Source organism: Streptomyces sp. NPDC059564, assembly GCF_042735575.1.
Lineage (GTDB): Bacteria > Actinomycetota > Actinomycetes > Streptomycetales > Streptomycetaceae > Streptomyces.
Window position 1 is genome coordinate 1 of sequence record NZ_JBHWBP010000034.1, and the last position, 17,207, is coordinate 17,207.

Below are 17,207 nucleotides of genomic sequence, written 5' to 3' on the forward strand. Positions count from 1 at the left end.
CCCGTACCCCCGCGCCTCAAAAGCCGGCGGGGCAGAAATATCCCGGGGCTCCCCTCAGGACCCCGCGCCCTCAAGCGCCGGCGGGGCTGAAGGGGCCCGGAGGCTCCGCGCCCTCAAGCGGCGGTGGGGCTGAGGGAACCTGAGGCTCCGCTCCGGACTCCGCGCCCTCCAGCGGCGGTGGGGCTGGGGGATCCCGGGGCCTCCGCCCCGTACTCCCGCGCCTCAAACGGCGGTGGGGCCGGGGGATCCCGGGGGCTCTGCCCCGGACCCTGCGCTGCACGTGCTGGCGGATCCCCGGGGGCTCCGCCCCGTACCCCCGCGCCTCAAACGGCGGCGGGGCCGGGGATCTCGGGGGCTCTGCCCCGGACCACGCGCCGGCGGATCCCTGGGGGCTCCGTCCGGGGCCCCTGCGCCTCACGCGTCGGCGGGGCTGAAGGGCCCGGAGGCTCCGCCCTCGGTCCCCGCCTCAGGCGGCCGTGGGGGTGGAGTCCGGTGGTGGGGGGCTGGAGGCCAGGAGGTGGGTGAGGAGGCGGAGGGCGCCGCGTTTGTGGAGGGGGTCGTTGCCGTTGCCGCACTTGGGGGACTGGATGCAGGACGGGCAGCCCGCCTCGCACTCGCAGGCGGCGATGGCGTCCCGGGTGGCCGTGAGCCACGCCCGGGCGGTGTGGAAGGCGCGCTCGGCGAATCCGGCCCCGCCGGGGTGGCCGTCGTAGACGAAAACGGTCGGGAGGAGGGTGTCGGGATGCAGCGGGACGGAGACCCCGCCGATGTCCCAGCGGTCGCAGGTGGCGAACAGCGGCAGCATGCCGATGGAGGCGTGCTCGGCGGCGTGCAGGGCGCCGCCGAGGATCTCCGGGTTGATCCGGGCCTCGTCGAGCTGGTCCTCGGTCACCGTCCACCACACGGCCCGGGTCCGCAGGGTGCGCGGCGGCAGGTCCAGCTTGGCCTCGCCGAGCACCTCGCCGGTGATCAGCTTCCGGCGCAGGTAGGAGACCACCTGGTTGGTGACCTCCACGGAGCCGAAGCAGAGCCGGGCCGCACCCCAGGGGACTTCGGTCTCGGTCTCCAGGATGGAGATGGAGGTGGTGTCGCGGGCCGTGGTGGAGAACGGCGGGGACGCCTCCTCGACCAGGGCCACGGAGTCCTCCAGGTCCAGGTGTTTCACCAGGTAGGTGCGGCCCTGGTGCAGGTGGACGGCGCCGTCGTGGACGGCGGTGTGGGAGGCGGACTCGTCCACGGTGCCCAGCAGCCTGCCGGTGCCGGCCTCCACGATCTGCACCGGGCGGCCTCCGCCACCGCGGATGTCGGTCAGGTCCGAGGCCCGTTCCCGGCGGGTCCAGTGCCAGGCCGTGGCCCGTCGGCGCAGCAGCTTGGCCGCCTCCAGCTGCGGCAGGAGCTCGCGCGCGGCCGGGCCGAAGAGCTCCAGGTCGGACTCGGTCAGCGGGATCTCGGCGGCGGCCGCGCACAGGTGCGGGGCCAGGACGTACGGGTTGTCGGGATCCAGGACGGTGGCCTCCACCGGCCGGTCGAAGAGCGCCTCGGGGTGGTGGACCAGGTAGGTGTCCAGGGGGTCGTCCCGGGCGATCAGCACGGCCAGGGCGCCGTGTCCCGAGCGCCCGGCGCGGCCGGCCTGCTGCCACAGGGAGGCCCGGGTGCCCGGGTAGCCCGTGATCAGCACGGCGTCCAGGCCCGACACGTCCACGCCCAGCTCCAGGGCGGTGGTGGCGGCCAGCCCCAGCAGCTCCCCGGAGTGCAGGGCCCGCTCCAGGGCCCGCCGCTCCTCGGGGAGGTAGCCGCCCCGGTAGGCCGCGACACGCCGGGGCAGCGACCGGTCCACCTCGGCGAGCCGTTCCTGGGCGATGACGGCGATCAGCTCGGCCCCGCGCCGGGAGCGTACGAAGGCCACCGTGCGGACCCCCTGCACGACCAGGTCGGTCAGCAGGTCGGCGGTCTCGGCGGTCGCCGTACGCCGCACCGGGGCGCCCTTCTCGCCCTTCAGGTCGGTCAGCGGCGGCTCCCACAGGGCGAAGACCACCTCGCCGCGCGGCGAGGCGTCGTCGGCGACCTCGGTGACCGGCAGCCCGGTCAGCCGGGTCGCTGCGGCCGCCGGATCGCTGGCGGTGGCCGAGGCCAGCAGGAAGACCGGTTCGGACCCGTAGCGGGCGCACAGGCGCCGCAGGCGCCGCAGGACCTGGGCGACGTGGGAGCCGAATACCCCCCGGTAGGTGTGGCACTCGTCGATGACCACGTAGCGCAGGGCCTTCAGGAAGGACGCCCAGCGGGGGTGGGAGGGCAGGATCCCCCGGTGCAGCATGTCGGGGTTGGTCAGCACGTAGTTCGCGTACTGGCGCACCCACTCGCGTTCCTCGAAGGGCGTGTCCCCGTCGTACACGGCGGGCCGTACGGCGTTTCCGAGGGGTGCTGCCAGCTCCCGGACCGCCCGGCGCTGGTCGGCCGCCAGAGCCTTGGTCGGGGCCAGGTAGAGGGCCGTCGCGCCCCTGCCGTTGGGGGCCTCGGCGCCGTCCGCGAGGGCGGAGAGCACGGGGGCGAGGTAGGCCAGGGACTTGCCGGAGGCGGTGCCGGTGGCGACGACCACGGACTCCCCGTCCAGGGCGTGCTCGGCGGCCGCGGCCTGGTGTTCCCACGGATGTTCGATCCCGGCGGCCTGGATGGCGGCTACGACATCCGTTCGGATGCGGTCGGGCCAGACTGCATGACGACCCTCCCGAGGGGGCAAGTGCTCCGTATGGGTGATGCGCGCAGCTCGGGAAGGCCCCCGTGACAGGCGGTCCAGGACCGTGCCGGGGGTGGGTCGCGGATCCGCCGCGGCCGTGGCCGGACCGGGGCGGTGAGTGTTGGCCATTGGAACCGAGTGTGTCACCGGCGTGCGGGACAATGGACCCAAGGCGTCGTGCGCGCCTGCCGGTAAGTGATTGAATGCCATCGCGGCAGCCGATCCCTCCCCTACCTTCGGGTGGGGAGGCCCCTGGGGGGCGCCGCTCGATAGCAAGGTGCTGGAGGATCCGTGGACCTGTCCCTGTCGACTCGCACTGTCGGCGACCGCACGGTCGTAGAGGTCGGTGGCGAGATTGATGTGTATACCGCGCCCAAGCTGCGCGAGCAGTTGGTGGAGTTGGTGAACGACGGCAGCTACCACTTGGTTGTCGACATGGAGCGAGTGGACTTCCTCGACTCCACCGGCCTCGGTGTGCTCGTGGGAGGCCTCAAGCGCGTTCGCGCGCACGAGGGCTCGCTGCGTCTGGTCTGCAACCAGGAGCGCATCCTGAAGATCTTCCGAATCACCGGTCTGACCAAGGTGTTCCCGATCCACACGACTGTGGAAGACGCCGTCAGCGCCACCGACTGACGGCTCCTGGCGAGTGCCGCTCAGGCGGCACAGGAGCCGACGAGGAGCGGGGGTACCGGACCGTGGGCGGTCCGGGCCCCTGTCAAGTCACGCCCGTAGTCCGAGGGGGACGTACATGGCCACCGTTGAACTGCGCTTCAGTGCCCAGCCCGAACACGTCCGGACGGCCCGCCTGGTCGCGGCCGCCGTGGCGCGCCGGGCGGGGGTGGAGGAAGCCGTCCTCGACGAGGTCCGCCTCGCTGTGGGCGAGGCCTGTTCACGTGCCGTCGGACTGCACCGCAGCAATGGGCTGACCGCGCCCGTCCGGGTGGTGCTGACCGAGGAGGAGAAAGCCTTCTCCATCGAGGTCGGCGACGAGGTGCCCGGGCCGGCCGGCGGTTCTTCCGTGCCCGGGATCGCCGCCGCGCTGGACCCGGATGCCGATGGCGAGGACGAGATGGGTCTCGCCGTGATCAGCGGGCTCGTCGACGACGTCTCGGTGACCGCGGGGGAGTCCGGCGGAACGATCCGGATGACCTGGCCCATCGCCGGGGGCGGCGCGGACGACCTTCCGTAGTCCCGCAGGTCTGTCCGTCGTATCTTCCGATCTTTATCAAGGCCCTGCTGAGCAGGGCCTTTTTCATTTTCCCGGGAAATTCCCTAGATCGTCGAACGGGCGCTGAGTGGCCGTCAATGCCTTTGTCCCATTACTTCTTTCGGGGGTAATGGAGTGACGTGATCTATTGCTGAGGAGCGAGAGCAGGCCAATTCCGTTTCACGCCCACTGTTTTGATCGGGGTGCGCTCCCTACAATCCGTCCACATCTTGAGCTCATCACGTCAAGGAGGACGAATGACGGGGCTCTTCACCCCTATCGCGCCGGATCGTGCCAATGATCTGGCAGCCGCAGTACTGACCGATGACAATCGGCTCATCGTCTACGTCATCGCGGGAGTCGCGCTGGCGGCGCTCGTCGTCGCGCAGATCCTGGTCCGCCAGGTCCTCGCCGCCGACGAGGGCACCGACAGCATGAAGAAGATCGCCGCAGCGGTCCAGGAAGGCGCCAACGCCTATCTCGGACGCCAGTTGCGCACCCTCGGCGTCTTCGCCGTCGTGGTCTTCTTCCTGCTCTTCCTGCTCCCCGCCGACGACTGGACGCAGCGGGCGGGACGTTCCGCCTTCTTCCTCGTCGGCGCGCTCTTCTCGGCCGGGACCGGCTACATCGGCATGCGCCTCGCGGTCCGCGCCAACGTGCGCGTCGCGGCCGCCGCCCGGGAGGCCACCCCGGCCGAGGGCGAACCCGCCAAGGACCTGACCGAGGTGTCCCACAAGGCGATGAAGATCGCCTTCCGTACGGGCGGCGTCGTCGGCATGTTCACCGTCGGCCTCGGCCTGCTCGGCGCTTCCAGCGTCGTGCTGGTCTACGCCGCCGACGCCCCCAAGGTGCTGGAGGGCTTCGGCCTCGGCGCCGCGCTGATCGCGATGTTCATGCGCGTGGGCGGCGGCATCTTCACGAAGGCCGCCGACGTCGGCGCCGACCTGGTCGGCAAGGTCGAGCAGGGCATTCCGGAGGACGATCCGCGCAATGCCGCGACCATCGCCGACAACGTGGGCGACAACGTCGGCGACTGCGCGGGGATGGCGGCCGACCTCTTCGAGTCCTACGCCGTCACCCTCGTGGCCGCGCTGATCCTCGGCAAGGTCGCCTTCGGCGACAGCGGCCTGGCCTTCCCGCTGATCGTGCCCGCCATCGGCGTCATCACCGCCATGATCGGCATCTTCGCGGTCGCGCCGCGCCGGTCCGACCGCAGCGGGATGACCGCGATCAACCGCGGGTTCTTCATCTCCGCCGTGATCTCGCTGGTGCTCGTCGGGGTCGCGGTCTACGCGTACCTCCCGGCCACCTACAAGGAGCTCGTCGGGGTCGAGGACGCCGCCATCTCGGGCCACTCCGGTGACCCGCGCGTGCTGGCGCTGGTCGCCGTCGCCATCGGCATCGTGCTCGCGGCCCTGATCCAGCAGCTGACGGGCTACTTCACCGAGACCAACCGCCGTCCCGTCCGGGACATCGGCAAGTCCTCGCTGACCGGCGCGGCCACCGTCGTCCTCGCCGGCATCTCCGTGGGCCTGGAGTCCGCCGTCTACACGGCGCTGCTGATCGGCCTCGGCGTCTACGGGGCCTTCCTGCTCGGCGGCACCTCGATCATGCTGGCGCTGTTCGCGGTGGCCCTGGCCGGCACCGGCCTGCTGACCACCGTCGGCGTCATCGTCGCCATGGACACCTTCGGGCCGGTCTCGGACAACGCCCAGGGCATCGCGGAGATGTCCGGCGACGTCGAGGGCGCGGGCGCCCAGGTGCTCACGGACCTCGACGCGGTCGGCAACACCACCAAGGCCATCACCAAGGGCATCGCCATCGCCACGGCCGTCCTGGCCGCCGCCGCGCTCTTCGGCTCGTACAACGACGCCATCGCCACCGCGGTCAAGCAGGTCGGGGCCAAGGCGGGCGAGATGAACCTCAGCCTCGACATCGCCCAGCCCAACAACCTGGTCGGCCTGATCCTCGGCGCGGCCGTGGTGTTCCTGTTCTCGGGCCTGGCCATCAACGCCGTCTCCCGCTCCGCGGGCGCCGTCGTCTACGAGGTGCGCCGCCAGTTCCGCGAGCACCCCGGGATCATGGACTACACCGAGAAGCCCGAGTACGGGCGCGTCGTGGACATCTGCACCAAGGACGCGCTGCGCGAGCTCGCCACGCCCGGCCTGCTCGCCGTCCTCACCCCGATCGCGGTGGGCTTCTGCCTCGGCGTCGGCGCGCTCGGCTCCTTCCTCGCGGGCGCCATCGGCACCGGCACCCTGATGGCGGTCTTCCTCGCCAACTCCGGTGGCGCGTGGGACAACGCGAAGAAGCTCGTCGAGGACGGCCACCACGGCGGCAAGGGCAGCGACGCCCACGCCGCGGTGGTCATCGGCGACACCGTCGGCGACCCGTTCAAGGACACCGCCGGCCCGGCCATCAACCCGCTGCTCAAGGTCATGAACCTGGTGGCCCTGCTGATCGCCCCGGCCGTCGTCCAGTTCAGCTACGGCGAGGACGCCAGCGCGACCGTACGGGCCGTGGTCGCGGCCCTGGCCATCGCGGTGATCGTGGGCGCGGTCTACGTCTCCAAGCGCCGCGGCATCGCCGTCGGCGACGAGGGCGAAGACGGTGCCGCCGAGCGGGTGGCCCAGTCGGCCGACCCGGCGGTGGTTTCCTGATCCTGCGGACGCCTCGAACGCGTCGGCACCGGCCTTTGGGCCGACCGGCTCGAAGATGCGCCCGAACGGCGGACGGGCGGCGCGTACTGACGCGCCGTCTGTCCGCCTTTGTGCGTGCCCGGATGGCGGGCGTGTATCTTCCGGCCGAGAGCCTTCGAAGGGACCAATCCGGTGAACAAGAAGCTTGCGGCCGCGGTGTCCGGCGGTGCGGTACTGATGCTCGTCCTGTCCGGCTGTGGCGGTGGGGACGACGGCGACAAGAAGGCCGACGCCTGGGCCAAGACGGTCTGCGACAAGTGGGAGCCAGAGCTCACAAAGATCAAGACGACCAATGACGAGCTGAAGCGGGTGGCCAGCCAGAGCAGCAAGCCGGAGGAGGTCCAGAAGACCGACTCGGCCGCCTTCCAGACGCTGTCGGAGGCCTACAAGACGATGGGCGGCGCCCTCACGGCCGCCGGCGAACCGCCGGTCACGGACGGCAAGACCGCCCAGGAGGCCGTGGCGAAGAGCTACCAGGAGATCTCCAAGGGCTACACCGATCTCAAGACGAAGATCGACGCGCTCGACCCGAAGGACCAGGCGAAGTTCGCGGAGGGCCTCCAGCAGGTCGCCGGCGGCCTCACCGAGGTCGCGGCCAACGAGACCGCGAGCAAGGAGAAGCTCCGCTCGACCGGCCTGAAGGTGATCAACAGCCAGAAGGGCTGCCAGGTCACCACCAGCAAGTAGCCGGGCACGTACGCCGTCCAGGGCGGCCGGGATCCCCAACGGGCCCGGCCGCCCCGGCGCGTGCGGGGCGGCGCGGGCCGTACGCGCCGGGGGTCGTGCGCAACGGCGGCCCCAGCGGCCACAATGGACGGGTGAGTACCACCAGCCTCCCCACGCCCGACCGTGCCGCCGAACTCCGCGCAGCCCTGCTCGCCGCCGGGTTCACCGCCGACGGACTGCTCGACATGCTCGGCGCCCCCGCCTACGCCGCGCTCGCCCGCAGCGAGACGGTGCCCGCCCTGCGCGCCGCCCGCAGCCACGGGGACGGCCCGCTCGCCAGCCTGGTCCGGCTGTTCCTGCTGCAGAGCCCCGTGCCGTACGTACACGCCGCGGCCGCGCTGCCGATCGAGGCGGCGCTCGCCGACGGGTGGCTGCGGCGGGAGGGTGATGAAGTGCACGCCACCGTCGACGTGCGCCCGTACGGCGGTCCGGACGGCGAGGACTGGTTCATCGTCTCGGACCTCGGCTGCGCGGTCGGCGGGGCCGGCGGGATCGGGAGCCGCGACGAGGGCGTTGTCCTCGGCGTCGGCGGGGCCTCCACCACCCTGGCCGGAATCACCGTCCGCATCCCCGTCGGCTCGGCCCTCGACCTCGGCACCGGATCCGGCATCCAGGCGCTGCACGCCGCCCAGCACGCGACCCGGGTCACCGCCACCGACGTCAACCCGCGTGCCCTGGACATCACCCGTCTGACGCTGGCGCTCTCGGGGGCGCCGGAGGCCGAGCTGCTCGCCGGGTCCCTCTTCGAGCCCGTGGGCGAGGCGACGTACGACCTGATCGTGTCCAACCCGCCCTTCGTGATCTCGCCCGGCGCCCGGCTCACGTACCGGGACGGCGGCATGGGCGGCGACGACCTGTGCCGGACGCTGCTCCAGCAGGCGGGCGCCCACCTCAACCCGGGCGGGTACGCGCAGTTCCTGGGCAACTGGCAGCACGTCGAGGGCGAGGACTGGCACGACCGGGTCCGCTCCTGGGTGCCGCGCGGCTGTGACGCCTGGATCGTGCAGCGTGACGTGCAGGACGTGACGCAGTACGCGGAGCTGTGGCTGCGCGACGCGGGCGACCACCGGGCCGATCCGGCCGAGTACGCGCGGCGGTACGAGGACTGGCTCGACGAGTTCGAGGCCCGCAAGACCAAGGCCGTCGGTTTTGGCTGGATCACGCTGCGCCGCAGCGACGCGGCCGAGCCGTCGATCGTGGCCGAGGAGTGGCCGCACTCGGTGGAGCAGCCGCTCGGCGAGACCGTCCTCGCCCACTTCGCCCGCCAGGACTACCTGCGGGAACACGACGACGCGGCCCTGCTGGCGGGCTACTTCCAGCTCACCGAGGAGGTCGTCCAGGAGCAGGTCGGCGCGCCCGGGGCGGAGGACCCGGAGCACGTGGTGCTCCGGCAGAACCGCGGCATGCGGCGCGCCACCAAGGTCGACACGGTCGGGGCGGGCTTCGCGGGAGTGTGTGACGGCTCACTCAGCGCGGGCCGGATCCTGGACGCGATCGCCCAGCTGGTCGAGGAGGACCCCGTCCTGCTGCGGGACCGGACGCCGGAGGCGATCCGGATGCTGGTGGAGCAGGGCTTCCTGGAGCCCGTGCAGGGTCCGGCCGAGGGTTAGGCCCGGGCAAGCCACCCGCCGGCCCCGAGGAGGCCGCGCAGCCGCGATGTAACCCGGGGTTCGTCTGCCGTCTCCCCATGGCTGGCAGGCTCCCGGGCAGCGGGATCCGGGCGGATTCCGGCGGCCTTCGCGGGGTGCCCCGGGGGCGGTCCGGCGGCAAATCCGGGGGGACCCGGGAAATGGGGAACGGCATGGAGCGCGGTCCGGCGATCTTCGCGGCAGCCGTGTTCCTGCTGTTCGGAGCGGCCCTCCTGATCTGGACCGGCGCGCGCGCCCTGCACCGCGCGCCGGTGGCCGAGGGAGTGCGCCCCGCAGTGGCCGTACCGTTGGCACTACTGGCCGGTACGGGGTCGCTGGCCCTCGGCGTCTGGTGTCTCCAGCGGTTCTGAAGCGCCCGCCCGCCATGATCCGCGCGGGGTGGGAAACCCGACGTCGCGGCGGGTCCGGAGGCGGGGCCAGACGGCCCTCCGGCCACTCGGCCCGGTGACCGGGAGGGGGCCGCCGCGACATCCGGGCGGCAGAAACGGCACTTGTCGGGTTACCGTTCGAGTGGCCGTTGCGGGCTTGTGCCGTTTGACACGGGGGCGGGTTGTACCGTCACACTCCGCAGCGTCGCCGTACCGCGACCGAGTGCCGACCGGAGAGAAGAGCCAAGTTGTCCCCGACTAGCGAGACCGCAAAGGGCGGCCGCCGACTCGTCATCGTCGAGTCCCCTGCCAAGGCGAAGACGATCAAGGGCTACCTCGGCCCGGGATACGTCGTCGAGGCGAGCGTCGGGCACATCCGCGACCTCCCGAACGGCGCGGCCGAGGTTCCCGACAAGTACACCGGCGAGGTCCGCCGTCTCGGCGTGGACGTCGAGCACGACTTCCAGCCGATCTACGTCGTCAACGCGGACAAGAAGGCACAGGTCCGCAAGCTCAAGGACCTGCTGGCCGAGTCCGACGAACTCTTCCTCGCCACCGATGAGGACCGCGAGGGCGAAGCCATCGCGTGGCACCTGCAGGAAGTCCTCAAGCCCAAGGTCCCCGTCCACCGGATGGTCTTCCACGAGATCACCAAGGACGCGATCCGCGACGCCGTCGCCAACCCGCGCGAGCTCAACCAGCGCATGGTCGACGCCCAGGAGACCCGCCGCATCCTCGACCGCCTCTACGGCTACGAGGTCTCGCCGGTCCTGTGGAAGAAGGTCATGCCGCGCCTGTCGGCCGGCCGCGTCCAGTCGGTGGCCACCCGCCTCGTCGTCGAGCGGGAGCGCGAGCGCATCGCCTTCCGCTCCGCCGAGTACTGGGACCTGACCGGCACCTTCGCCACCGGCCGCGCCGGTGACGCCTCCGACCCGTCGACGCTGGTCGCCCGCCTGAACACGGTGGACGGCAAGCGCGTCGCGCAGGGCCGTGACTTCGGCTCGACCGGGCAGCTCAAGAGCGAGGTGCTGCACCTCGACGAGGCGGGCGCCCGGGCGCTCGCCGCCGCGCTGGAGCAGACCTCGTTCGCCGTCCGGTCGGTCGAGTCCAAGCCGTACCGCCGCTCCCCGTACGCCCCGTTCCGCACGACGACGCTCCAGCAGGAGGCCTCGCGCAAGCTGGGCTTCGGCGCGAAGGCGACGATGCAGGTGGCGCAGAAGCTGTACGAGAACGGCTTCATCACCTATATGCGTACGGACTCCACCACGCTCTCCGACACCGCCGTGTCGGCCGCGCGGGCGCAGGTCACGCAGCTCTACGGGGCCGACTACCTGCCGGAGAAGCCGCGCGTCTACGCGGGCAAGGTCAAGAACGCCCAGGAGGCGCACGAGGCGATCCGGCCTTCGGGTGATCGTTTCCGCACTCCGGCCGAGACCGGTCTGAGCGGCGACCAGTTCCGCCTGTACGAACTGATCTGGAAGCGGACCGTCGCCTCCCAGATGAAGGACGCGGTCGGCAACTCCGTGACCGTGAAGATCGGCGGCCGGGCGTCGGACGGCCGGGACGCCGAGTTCACGGCCTCCGGCAAGACGATCACCTTCCACGGCTTCATGAAGGCCTACGTCGAGGGCGCGGACGACCCGAACGCCGAGCTCGACGACCGCGAGAAGCGGCTGCCGCAGGTCGCCGAGGGCGACGCGCTGACGGCCGAGGAGATCACGGCCGACGGCCACTCGACCAAGCCGCCGGCCCGCTACACCGAGGCCTCGCTGGTCAAGGAGCTGGAAGAGCGCGAGATCGGCCGCCCGTCGACGTACGCGTCGATCATCGGCACGATCCTCGACCGCGGCTACGTCTTCAAGAAGGGCACGGCGCTCGTCCCGTCCTTCCTGTCGTTCGCCGTCGTGAACCTGCTGGAGACGCACTTCGGGCGGCTCGTCGACTACGACTTCACCGCGAAGATGGAGGACGACCTCGACCGCATCGCGCGGGGCGAGGCCCAGTCCGTGCCGTGGCTGAAGCGGTTCTACTTCGGTTCCGAGGAGGCCTCGGAGGTCGTACCGGCCAACGGCGACCACCTCGGCGGCCTGAAGGAGCTGGTCACGGACCTGGGCGCGATCGACGCCCGGGAGATCTCCTCCTTCCCGGTCGGCGACGGCATCGTGCTGCGCGTGGGCCGCTACGGGCCGTACGTGGAGCGGGGCGAGAAGGACGCCGAGGGCCACCAGCGCGCCGACGTACCGGACGACATGGCTCCGGACGAGCTGACGGTCGAGTACGCGCAGGAGCTGTTCGCGAAGCCGAGCGGTGAATTCGAACTGGGCGCCGACCCGGTGAGCGGGAACCAGATCGTCGCGAAGGACGGTCGCTACGGCCCGTACGTCACCGAGATCCTTCCCGAGGGCACGCCGAAGACGGGCAAGAACGCGGTCAAGCCGCGGACGGCCTCGCTCTTCAAGTCGATGACCCTGGACACGGTCACCCTCGACGAGGCGCTGAAGCTGATGTCGCTGCCGCGCGTGGTCGGCGCGGACGCGGAGGGCGTGGAGATCACGGCCCAGAACGGCCGCTACGGCCCGTACCTGAAGAAGGGCACGGACTCGCGGTCCCTGGAGACCGAGGACCAGCTCTTCTCGATCACCCTCGACGAGGCGCTCGCGATCTACGCGCAGCCCAAGCAGCGGGGCCGGGCCGCGGCCAAGCCCCCGCTGAAGGAGCTGGGCACGGACCCGGTGAGCGAGAAGCCCGTGGTGGTCAAGGACGGCCGCTTCGGGCCGTACGTGACGGACGGCGAGACGAACGCGACGCTGCGGCGGGACGACGACGTCGAGACCATCACGCCCGAGCGGGGCTACGAGCTGCTCGCGGAGAAGCGGGCGAAGACGCCGGCGAAGAAGACCGCGAAGAAGGCGCCCGCCAAGAAGGCCCCGGCGAAGAAGGCGACGGCGACCAAGACCGCCGCCGCGAAGAAGGCGACGGCGGCCAAGAAGACGACGGCCGCCAAGACGACCGCTGCCAAGACGACCGCCGCGAAGAAGACGGTGGCCAAGAAGGCCGCGACCGCTCCGGCGTCCGACGCCTAGTCTCCGGCCGGTACTCCGGTACTCCGGTACTCCGCTACGAGGGCCCCCGCGCGATGAGCGCGGGGGCCCTCGTACGTTCGGGGTCCGGGGCGGAGCCCAGGTGGGTCCCGGGTCACATCCGTGCTTGTCCACAGGCCCCCGCACCTGCCAAGCGCAGCGGATAGGCTGGGCGGATGACGCGAGCCGAGCAGCCAACGGTCGTGACCGCCTCCGAGAACCCCACCTACGACGAAGCCCTAGCCGCGGACTCCCGCGAGCGAGCGGTGCGCGCCCTGCTGCGCACTCCCGGGCTGCGCCGGCTGTGGAGCGCCCAGCTGGTGAGCGGCATCGGCGACGCCCTGGCCCTGCTGGTCCTGGTGCTGTTGACCCTCCAGGCGGCCGTCACGGCCGGCTCGGAGGGTCTGTTCGGCGGCGGCTACCGGGGCGCGGCCTTCGCCGTCGCCGCGGTGTTCGCGGTGCGGATCCTCGCCACCGTCCTGTTCGGCGCGGCCCTGCTGGGCCCCCTGTCCAAGCTCACCGGTCCCGGCGGCAGACTCGACCGCCGCTGGACGATGGTCGGCGCGGACGGGCTGCGGATCGGGCTGTTCGTCGTCGCCCCGCTCTGGCTCGACTGGATCCCCGCGCAGGCCACGACCGCGCTGCTGGCCACCGTCTTCGTCTCCGGCGCCGCCGAGCGGGTGTGGACCCTGGCCAAGGAGAGCGCCGCGCCCGCGCTGCTGCCGGCGCCGCCGCCGGAGGGCGCGACCGTCCGGCCGCTGCCCGACCACCTCGACGCCCTGCGGCGCCTCACCCTGCGCACGGCCTTCGCGGCGCTGCCCGCCGCGGCCGCCGCGCTGCTCGCCGCGACCCTGGTCGGGCGGGCGCTGGGGCTCGGCGTGGACTGGTTCGCCGCGAACCCGTCGGCGCTGGGTTCCTACGTCGCCGCCGGACTGTTCGCCGCGTCCGTCTCGCTGCTGCTGCCGCTGACGCTGCCCGCCGGGAAGACCCCGAGGCCGCGTTCCCCGCTGGAGGGGCTGCGGGCCCCGAGGGTGGGCGAGCGGCCCGAGAAGGGGCGTACGGGGGTCATCCCGCTGCTCGTGCTGGCCTGCGCCGCCGTCGCCGGGGCGGTGGCCTGCGCCGCCTCCGTCGCCGTGCTGCACGCCTTCGACCTGGGCGGCGGCCCGTCGGCGTACGCCCTGCTGGTGCTCGCCCTCGTCGGCGGGACCGGCCTGGGCATCCGCGCCACCCAGGCCGGCAAGGTGCTGCCCGGGCTGTCCCGGCGCCGGCTGCTGGCCCTCGCCATCGCGGTGGCCGGGCTCGCGCTGCTGCTGACCGGGCTGGTCCCGGACATGGCGACCGTGCTCTTCCTGGCGCTGCTCGCGGGCACCGCCGCGGGCGTGGCCGCCAACACCGGGCACACCCTGCTCGACCAGGAGACCGAGGAGTTCCGCCGGGCCCGGGTCACCGCGCACCTCCAGGCCGTGGTCCGGGTGGCCGTGGCCATCGGGGCCGTCGCCGCGCCGCTGCTGGCCGCCGCGATCGGGCCGCACCGGCTGACCGGCGGCGAGGTCGTCTTCGCGCACGGCGGGGCGGCCTTCACCCTGATGCTGGTCGGCGCGCTGCTGCTGCCCGTCGCCGTGGTGGTGCTGGCCAAGGCCGACGACCGGGGCGGCGTACCGCTGCGGCGCGACTTGCGCGAGGCACTGCGCGGCGGCGAACCGCTGCAGGCGCCCTCGGCGACCGGGTTCTTCATCGCCCTGGAGGGCGGCGACGGAGCCGGGAAGTCCACCCAGGTGGAGGCGCTGGCCGACTGGATACGGGGCAAGGGCCACGAGGTCGTCGTGACGCGGGAGCCGGGCGCCACCCCGGTCGGCAAGCGGCTCCGCTCGATCCTGCTCGACCTCTCCTCCGCCGGGCTGTCCAACCGCGCCGAGGCGCTGCTGTACGCCGCCGACCGCGCGGAGCACGTGGACACGGTGGTCCGGCCCGCCCTGGAGCGCGGCGCGGTGGTCATCTCGGACCGCTACATCGACTCCTCGGTGGCCTACCAGGGCGCCGGGCGGGACCTGTCCCCGACCGAGATCGCCCGGATCTCGCGCTGGGCCACCGACGGTCTGGTCCCGAACCTGACCGTACTGCTCGACGTGTCGCCGGAGGCCGCCCGGGAGCGGTTCACGGAGGCGCCCGACCGGCTGGAGTCGGAGCCGACGGAGTTCCACCAGCGGGTGCGGGCCGGGTTCCTGACGCTCGCCGCGTCCGACCCCGGGCGCTACCTGGTGGTGGACGCGGGCCAGGACCCGGGCTCGGTGACCACCGTCGTACGCCACCGCCTGGACCGGATGCTGCCGCTCTCGGAGGCCGAGGTCGCGGCGCAGATCGAGGCGCGGCGGCTCGCGGAGGAGGAGGCCCGGCGCAAGGCCGAGGAAGAGGCCGCCCGCAAGGCGGAGGAAGCCCGGCTGAAGGCCGAGGAGGAGGCCCGTCTGGCCCGGGAGGCCGAGGAGGCACGGGTCAGGGCCGAGGCGGAGGCCGCCGAGGCGCGCCGGATCGCCGAGGAGGAGGCCGCCCGCAAGGCGGAGGAGGAGCGGCTGCGCGCCGCCGAGGAGGCCCGGGTCCGGGCCGAGGCCGAGCGGCTGCGTGCCGAGGCCGAGGAGAAGGCTCGCGCCGCCGAGCAGGAGCGGATCCGGCTGGAGGAGGCGGAGGCCGCCCGGCTGCGTGCCGAGGCCGAGGCGCGGCGGCTGGAGAAGCAGCGCCGCGCGGAGGAGGCCCTGCTGCGGGCGGAGGAGGCGCGCCGGCTGGCGGAGGCCTCGGCGGCCGCCGCTGCCGCCGCCTCGGCGGCTTCGGCTCCGACCCCTGCTGCCCCCGCCGCGCCCGCTGCCCCTGCCGCGCCCGCGCGGAAGGTGCCGATGCGCAAGGAGCCGCACCATCCGGATCCGTACCGTCCGGACGAGGCGGTCACGGTCGAGACCCCGGTGGTCAAGCGGACCGTGCGGCCCGACGACGTGACGCAGACCGTCCCGGTGCCGAAGGTCGGCCCGGCGGTGGACGAGACGGCCGTGCTGCCTCCCGTACGGCCCGACGGGCCGGCCGAAGGCCGTACCGGCGGTCCGGGTGCCCGGGACGCGTCGGCCCGTACGGCGCCGCAGTCCGCCCCGGCCACCCGGCCGACGGCCCGCCACTCGCAGGAGAGCCCGGCCGACCGGGTGCCGCCCGGCATCTTCCGGGACGCGGGGAACGACGTGACCCGCGAGCTCCCGGTCGTCGGTGACGACGGCCGGCCGCGCCGGGCCCCGTCCGACTGGGCCGAGGCGACCCCGATGGACGACCTGCCGACCCTGGCGGACGAGCTGCTGGGGCCGCCGCGGGACGACGAGGAAGACGAGGGCGGCCGACGCCGCCGTCGCTGATCCGGGATTGTCAGTGGCGCACGCCACAATGTGAACAGGCCGCAGTACGCAGGACGCGTGACACAGAGGGAAGGCGGTGGGCGGGATGCCCGTGTGGGACGACCTGGTGGGACAGGAGCGCGTGCAGACGCAGCTGGCCGCCGCCGCGCGCGACGCCGACGCCCTCGTCACGGCCATCTCGGACGGGACCGCCCCGCCGCCCTCGTCCAAGATGACCCACGCCTGGCTGTTCACCGGGCCGCCCGGCTCCGGGCGCTCCACCGCCGCCCGCGCCTTCGCGGCCTCCCTCCAGTGCGTCAGTCCGGACCGCGCCCTCGGCGGCGAACCGGGCTGCGGGTTCTGCGACGGCTGCCACACCACCATGATCGGCACGCACGCCGATGTGGAGATCGTCCGTACCGATCTGCTGTCCATCGGCGTCAAGGAGACCCGCGACCTGGTCCGCCGGGCCCAGCTCTCGCCCGCCGTGGGGCGCTGGCAGGTCATCGTCCTGGAGGACGCCGACCGGCTCACCGAGGGCGCGGGCAACGTCCTGCTGAAGGCCGTGGAGGAGCCCGCGCCGAGGACGGTGTGGCTGCTGTGCGCGCCCTCGCTGGAGGACGTGCTGCCCACCATCCGCTCCCGCTGCCGGCACCTGACCCTGGGCACGCCTTCGGTGGCGGCCGTCGCCGATCTGCTGGTGCGCAGGGACGGGGTCGAGCCCGCCGCCGCCGCGAACGCCGCCCGCGCGACCCAGGGCCACATCGACCGGGCCCGCCGGCTCGCCACCGACGAGTCCGCCCGGGCGCGCAGGGCGACGGTGCTCAAGATGCCGCTGCGGGTGGACGACGTGGGGGGCTGCCTCAAGGCCGCCCAGGAACTGGTCGACGCCGCCGGCGAGGACGCCAAGCAGATGGCGGAAGAGGTCGACACCAAGGAGACCGAGGAGCTCAGGGCGGCGCTCGGCGCCGGAGCGGGCGCGGGCGGCCGCATGCCCCGGGGCACGGCCGGGGTGATGAAGGAGCTCGAGGACCGCCAGAAGCGCCGCCGCACCCGTACCCAGCGCGACAGCCTCGACCTCGCGCTGACCGAGCTGACGGGCTTCTACCGGGACGTGCTGGCCCTCCAGCTCGGCTCCAGCCTGGCCATCGCCAACGAGGACATACGGCCGGACCTCGACCGGGTCGCCCGCGCCTCGGGCCCCGAGCGCACCCTGCGGCGCATCGAGGCGATCATCGCCTGCCGGGACGCCCTCGACCGGAACGTGGCGCCGCTCCTCGCGGTCGAGGCGATGACGATGGGGCTGCGGGCCGGCTGACCGGTTCACCCGTCCGAGCGATCCCGGGCGGCCCGTGGCCGGGCCCCGGCCCCGGCGGGAC

General features: G+C 73.0%; 10 protein-coding genes. 9 read left to right on the top strand and 1 reads right to left on the bottom strand.

What is annotated here, in order from left to right; translation table 11 throughout:
* Positions 1-466: 466 nt before the first annotated feature.
* Positions 467-2,944, bottom strand: coding sequence for a DEAD/DEAH box helicase (locus tag ACFV0Q_RS09465; protein WP_385002984.1), 2,478 nt, complete (start codon positions 2,942-2,944; stop codon positions 467-469).
* Positions 2,945-3,025: 81 nt separating this feature from the next.
* On the opposite strand from ACFV0Q_RS09465, the gene bldG reads away from it, so the two are divergent.
* The 9 genes from bldG (at position 3,026) to ACFV0Q_RS09510 (ending at position 17,146) form a co-directional block, all read left to right on the top strand.
* Positions 3,026-3,367: an anti-sigma factor antagonist BldG gene (gene bldG, locus ACFV0Q_RS09470; RefSeq protein WP_073917433.1), complete on the top strand. Its 342-nt coding sequence runs from the start codon at positions 3,026-3,028 to the stop codon at positions 3,365-3,367.
* Positions 3,368-3,482: 115 nt separating this feature from the next.
* Positions 3,483-3,923 (top strand): ATP-binding protein, encoded by a 441-nt coding sequence (locus ACFV0Q_RS09475; protein ID WP_385002987.1) that lies wholly within the window; start codon positions 3,483-3,485, stop codon positions 3,921-3,923.
* Positions 3,924-4,198: 275 nt separating this feature from the next.
* Positions 4,199-6,601 carry a sodium-translocating pyrophosphatase gene (locus ACFV0Q_RS09480; protein WP_385002990.1) on the top strand — a complete coding sequence of 801 codons (2,403 nt, stop codon included), beginning with the start codon at positions 4,199-4,201 and terminating at the stop codon, positions 6,599-6,601.
* A gap of 171 nt (positions 6,602-6,772) precedes the next feature.
* Complete coding sequence (locus ACFV0Q_RS09485) at positions 6,773-7,327, top strand: small secreted protein (RefSeq protein WP_385002993.1); 555 nt, start codon at positions 6,773-6,775, stop codon at positions 7,325-7,327.
* A 131-nt stretch (positions 7,328-7,458) separates the two neighbouring features.
* Positions 7,459-8,976 carry a methyltransferase gene (locus ACFV0Q_RS09490; RefSeq protein WP_385002996.1) on the top strand — a complete coding sequence of 506 codons (1,518 nt, stop codon included), beginning with the start codon at positions 7,459-7,461 and terminating at the stop codon, positions 8,974-8,976.
* 191 nt (positions 8,977-9,167) lie between these two features.
* On the top strand, positions 9,168-9,365 hold the full coding sequence (locus tag ACFV0Q_RS09495; RefSeq protein WP_385002999.1) for a hypothetical protein: 198 nt from the start codon (positions 9,168-9,170) through the stop codon (positions 9,363-9,365).
* A gap of 266 nt (positions 9,366-9,631) precedes the next feature.
* Positions 9,632-12,466 carry a type I DNA topoisomerase gene (gene topA, locus ACFV0Q_RS09500; protein WP_385003002.1) on the top strand — a complete coding sequence of 945 codons (2,835 nt, stop codon included), beginning with the start codon at positions 9,632-9,634 and terminating at the stop codon, positions 12,464-12,466.
* Positions 12,467-12,639: 173 nt separating this feature from the next.
* Positions 12,640-15,849, top strand: a complete 3,210-nt coding sequence (gene tmk / locus ACFV0Q_RS09505) for a dTMP kinase (RefSeq protein ID WP_385003005.1) — start codon at positions 12,640-12,642, stop codon at positions 15,847-15,849.
* Positions 15,850-15,934: 85 nt separating this feature from the next.
* A complete protein-coding gene (locus tag ACFV0Q_RS09510) occupies positions 15,935-17,146 on the top strand; it encodes a DNA polymerase III subunit delta' (protein ID WP_385003007.1) in 1,212 nt (403 codons plus the stop codon).
* The last annotated feature ends 61 nt before the right edge of the window (positions 17,147-17,207 follow it).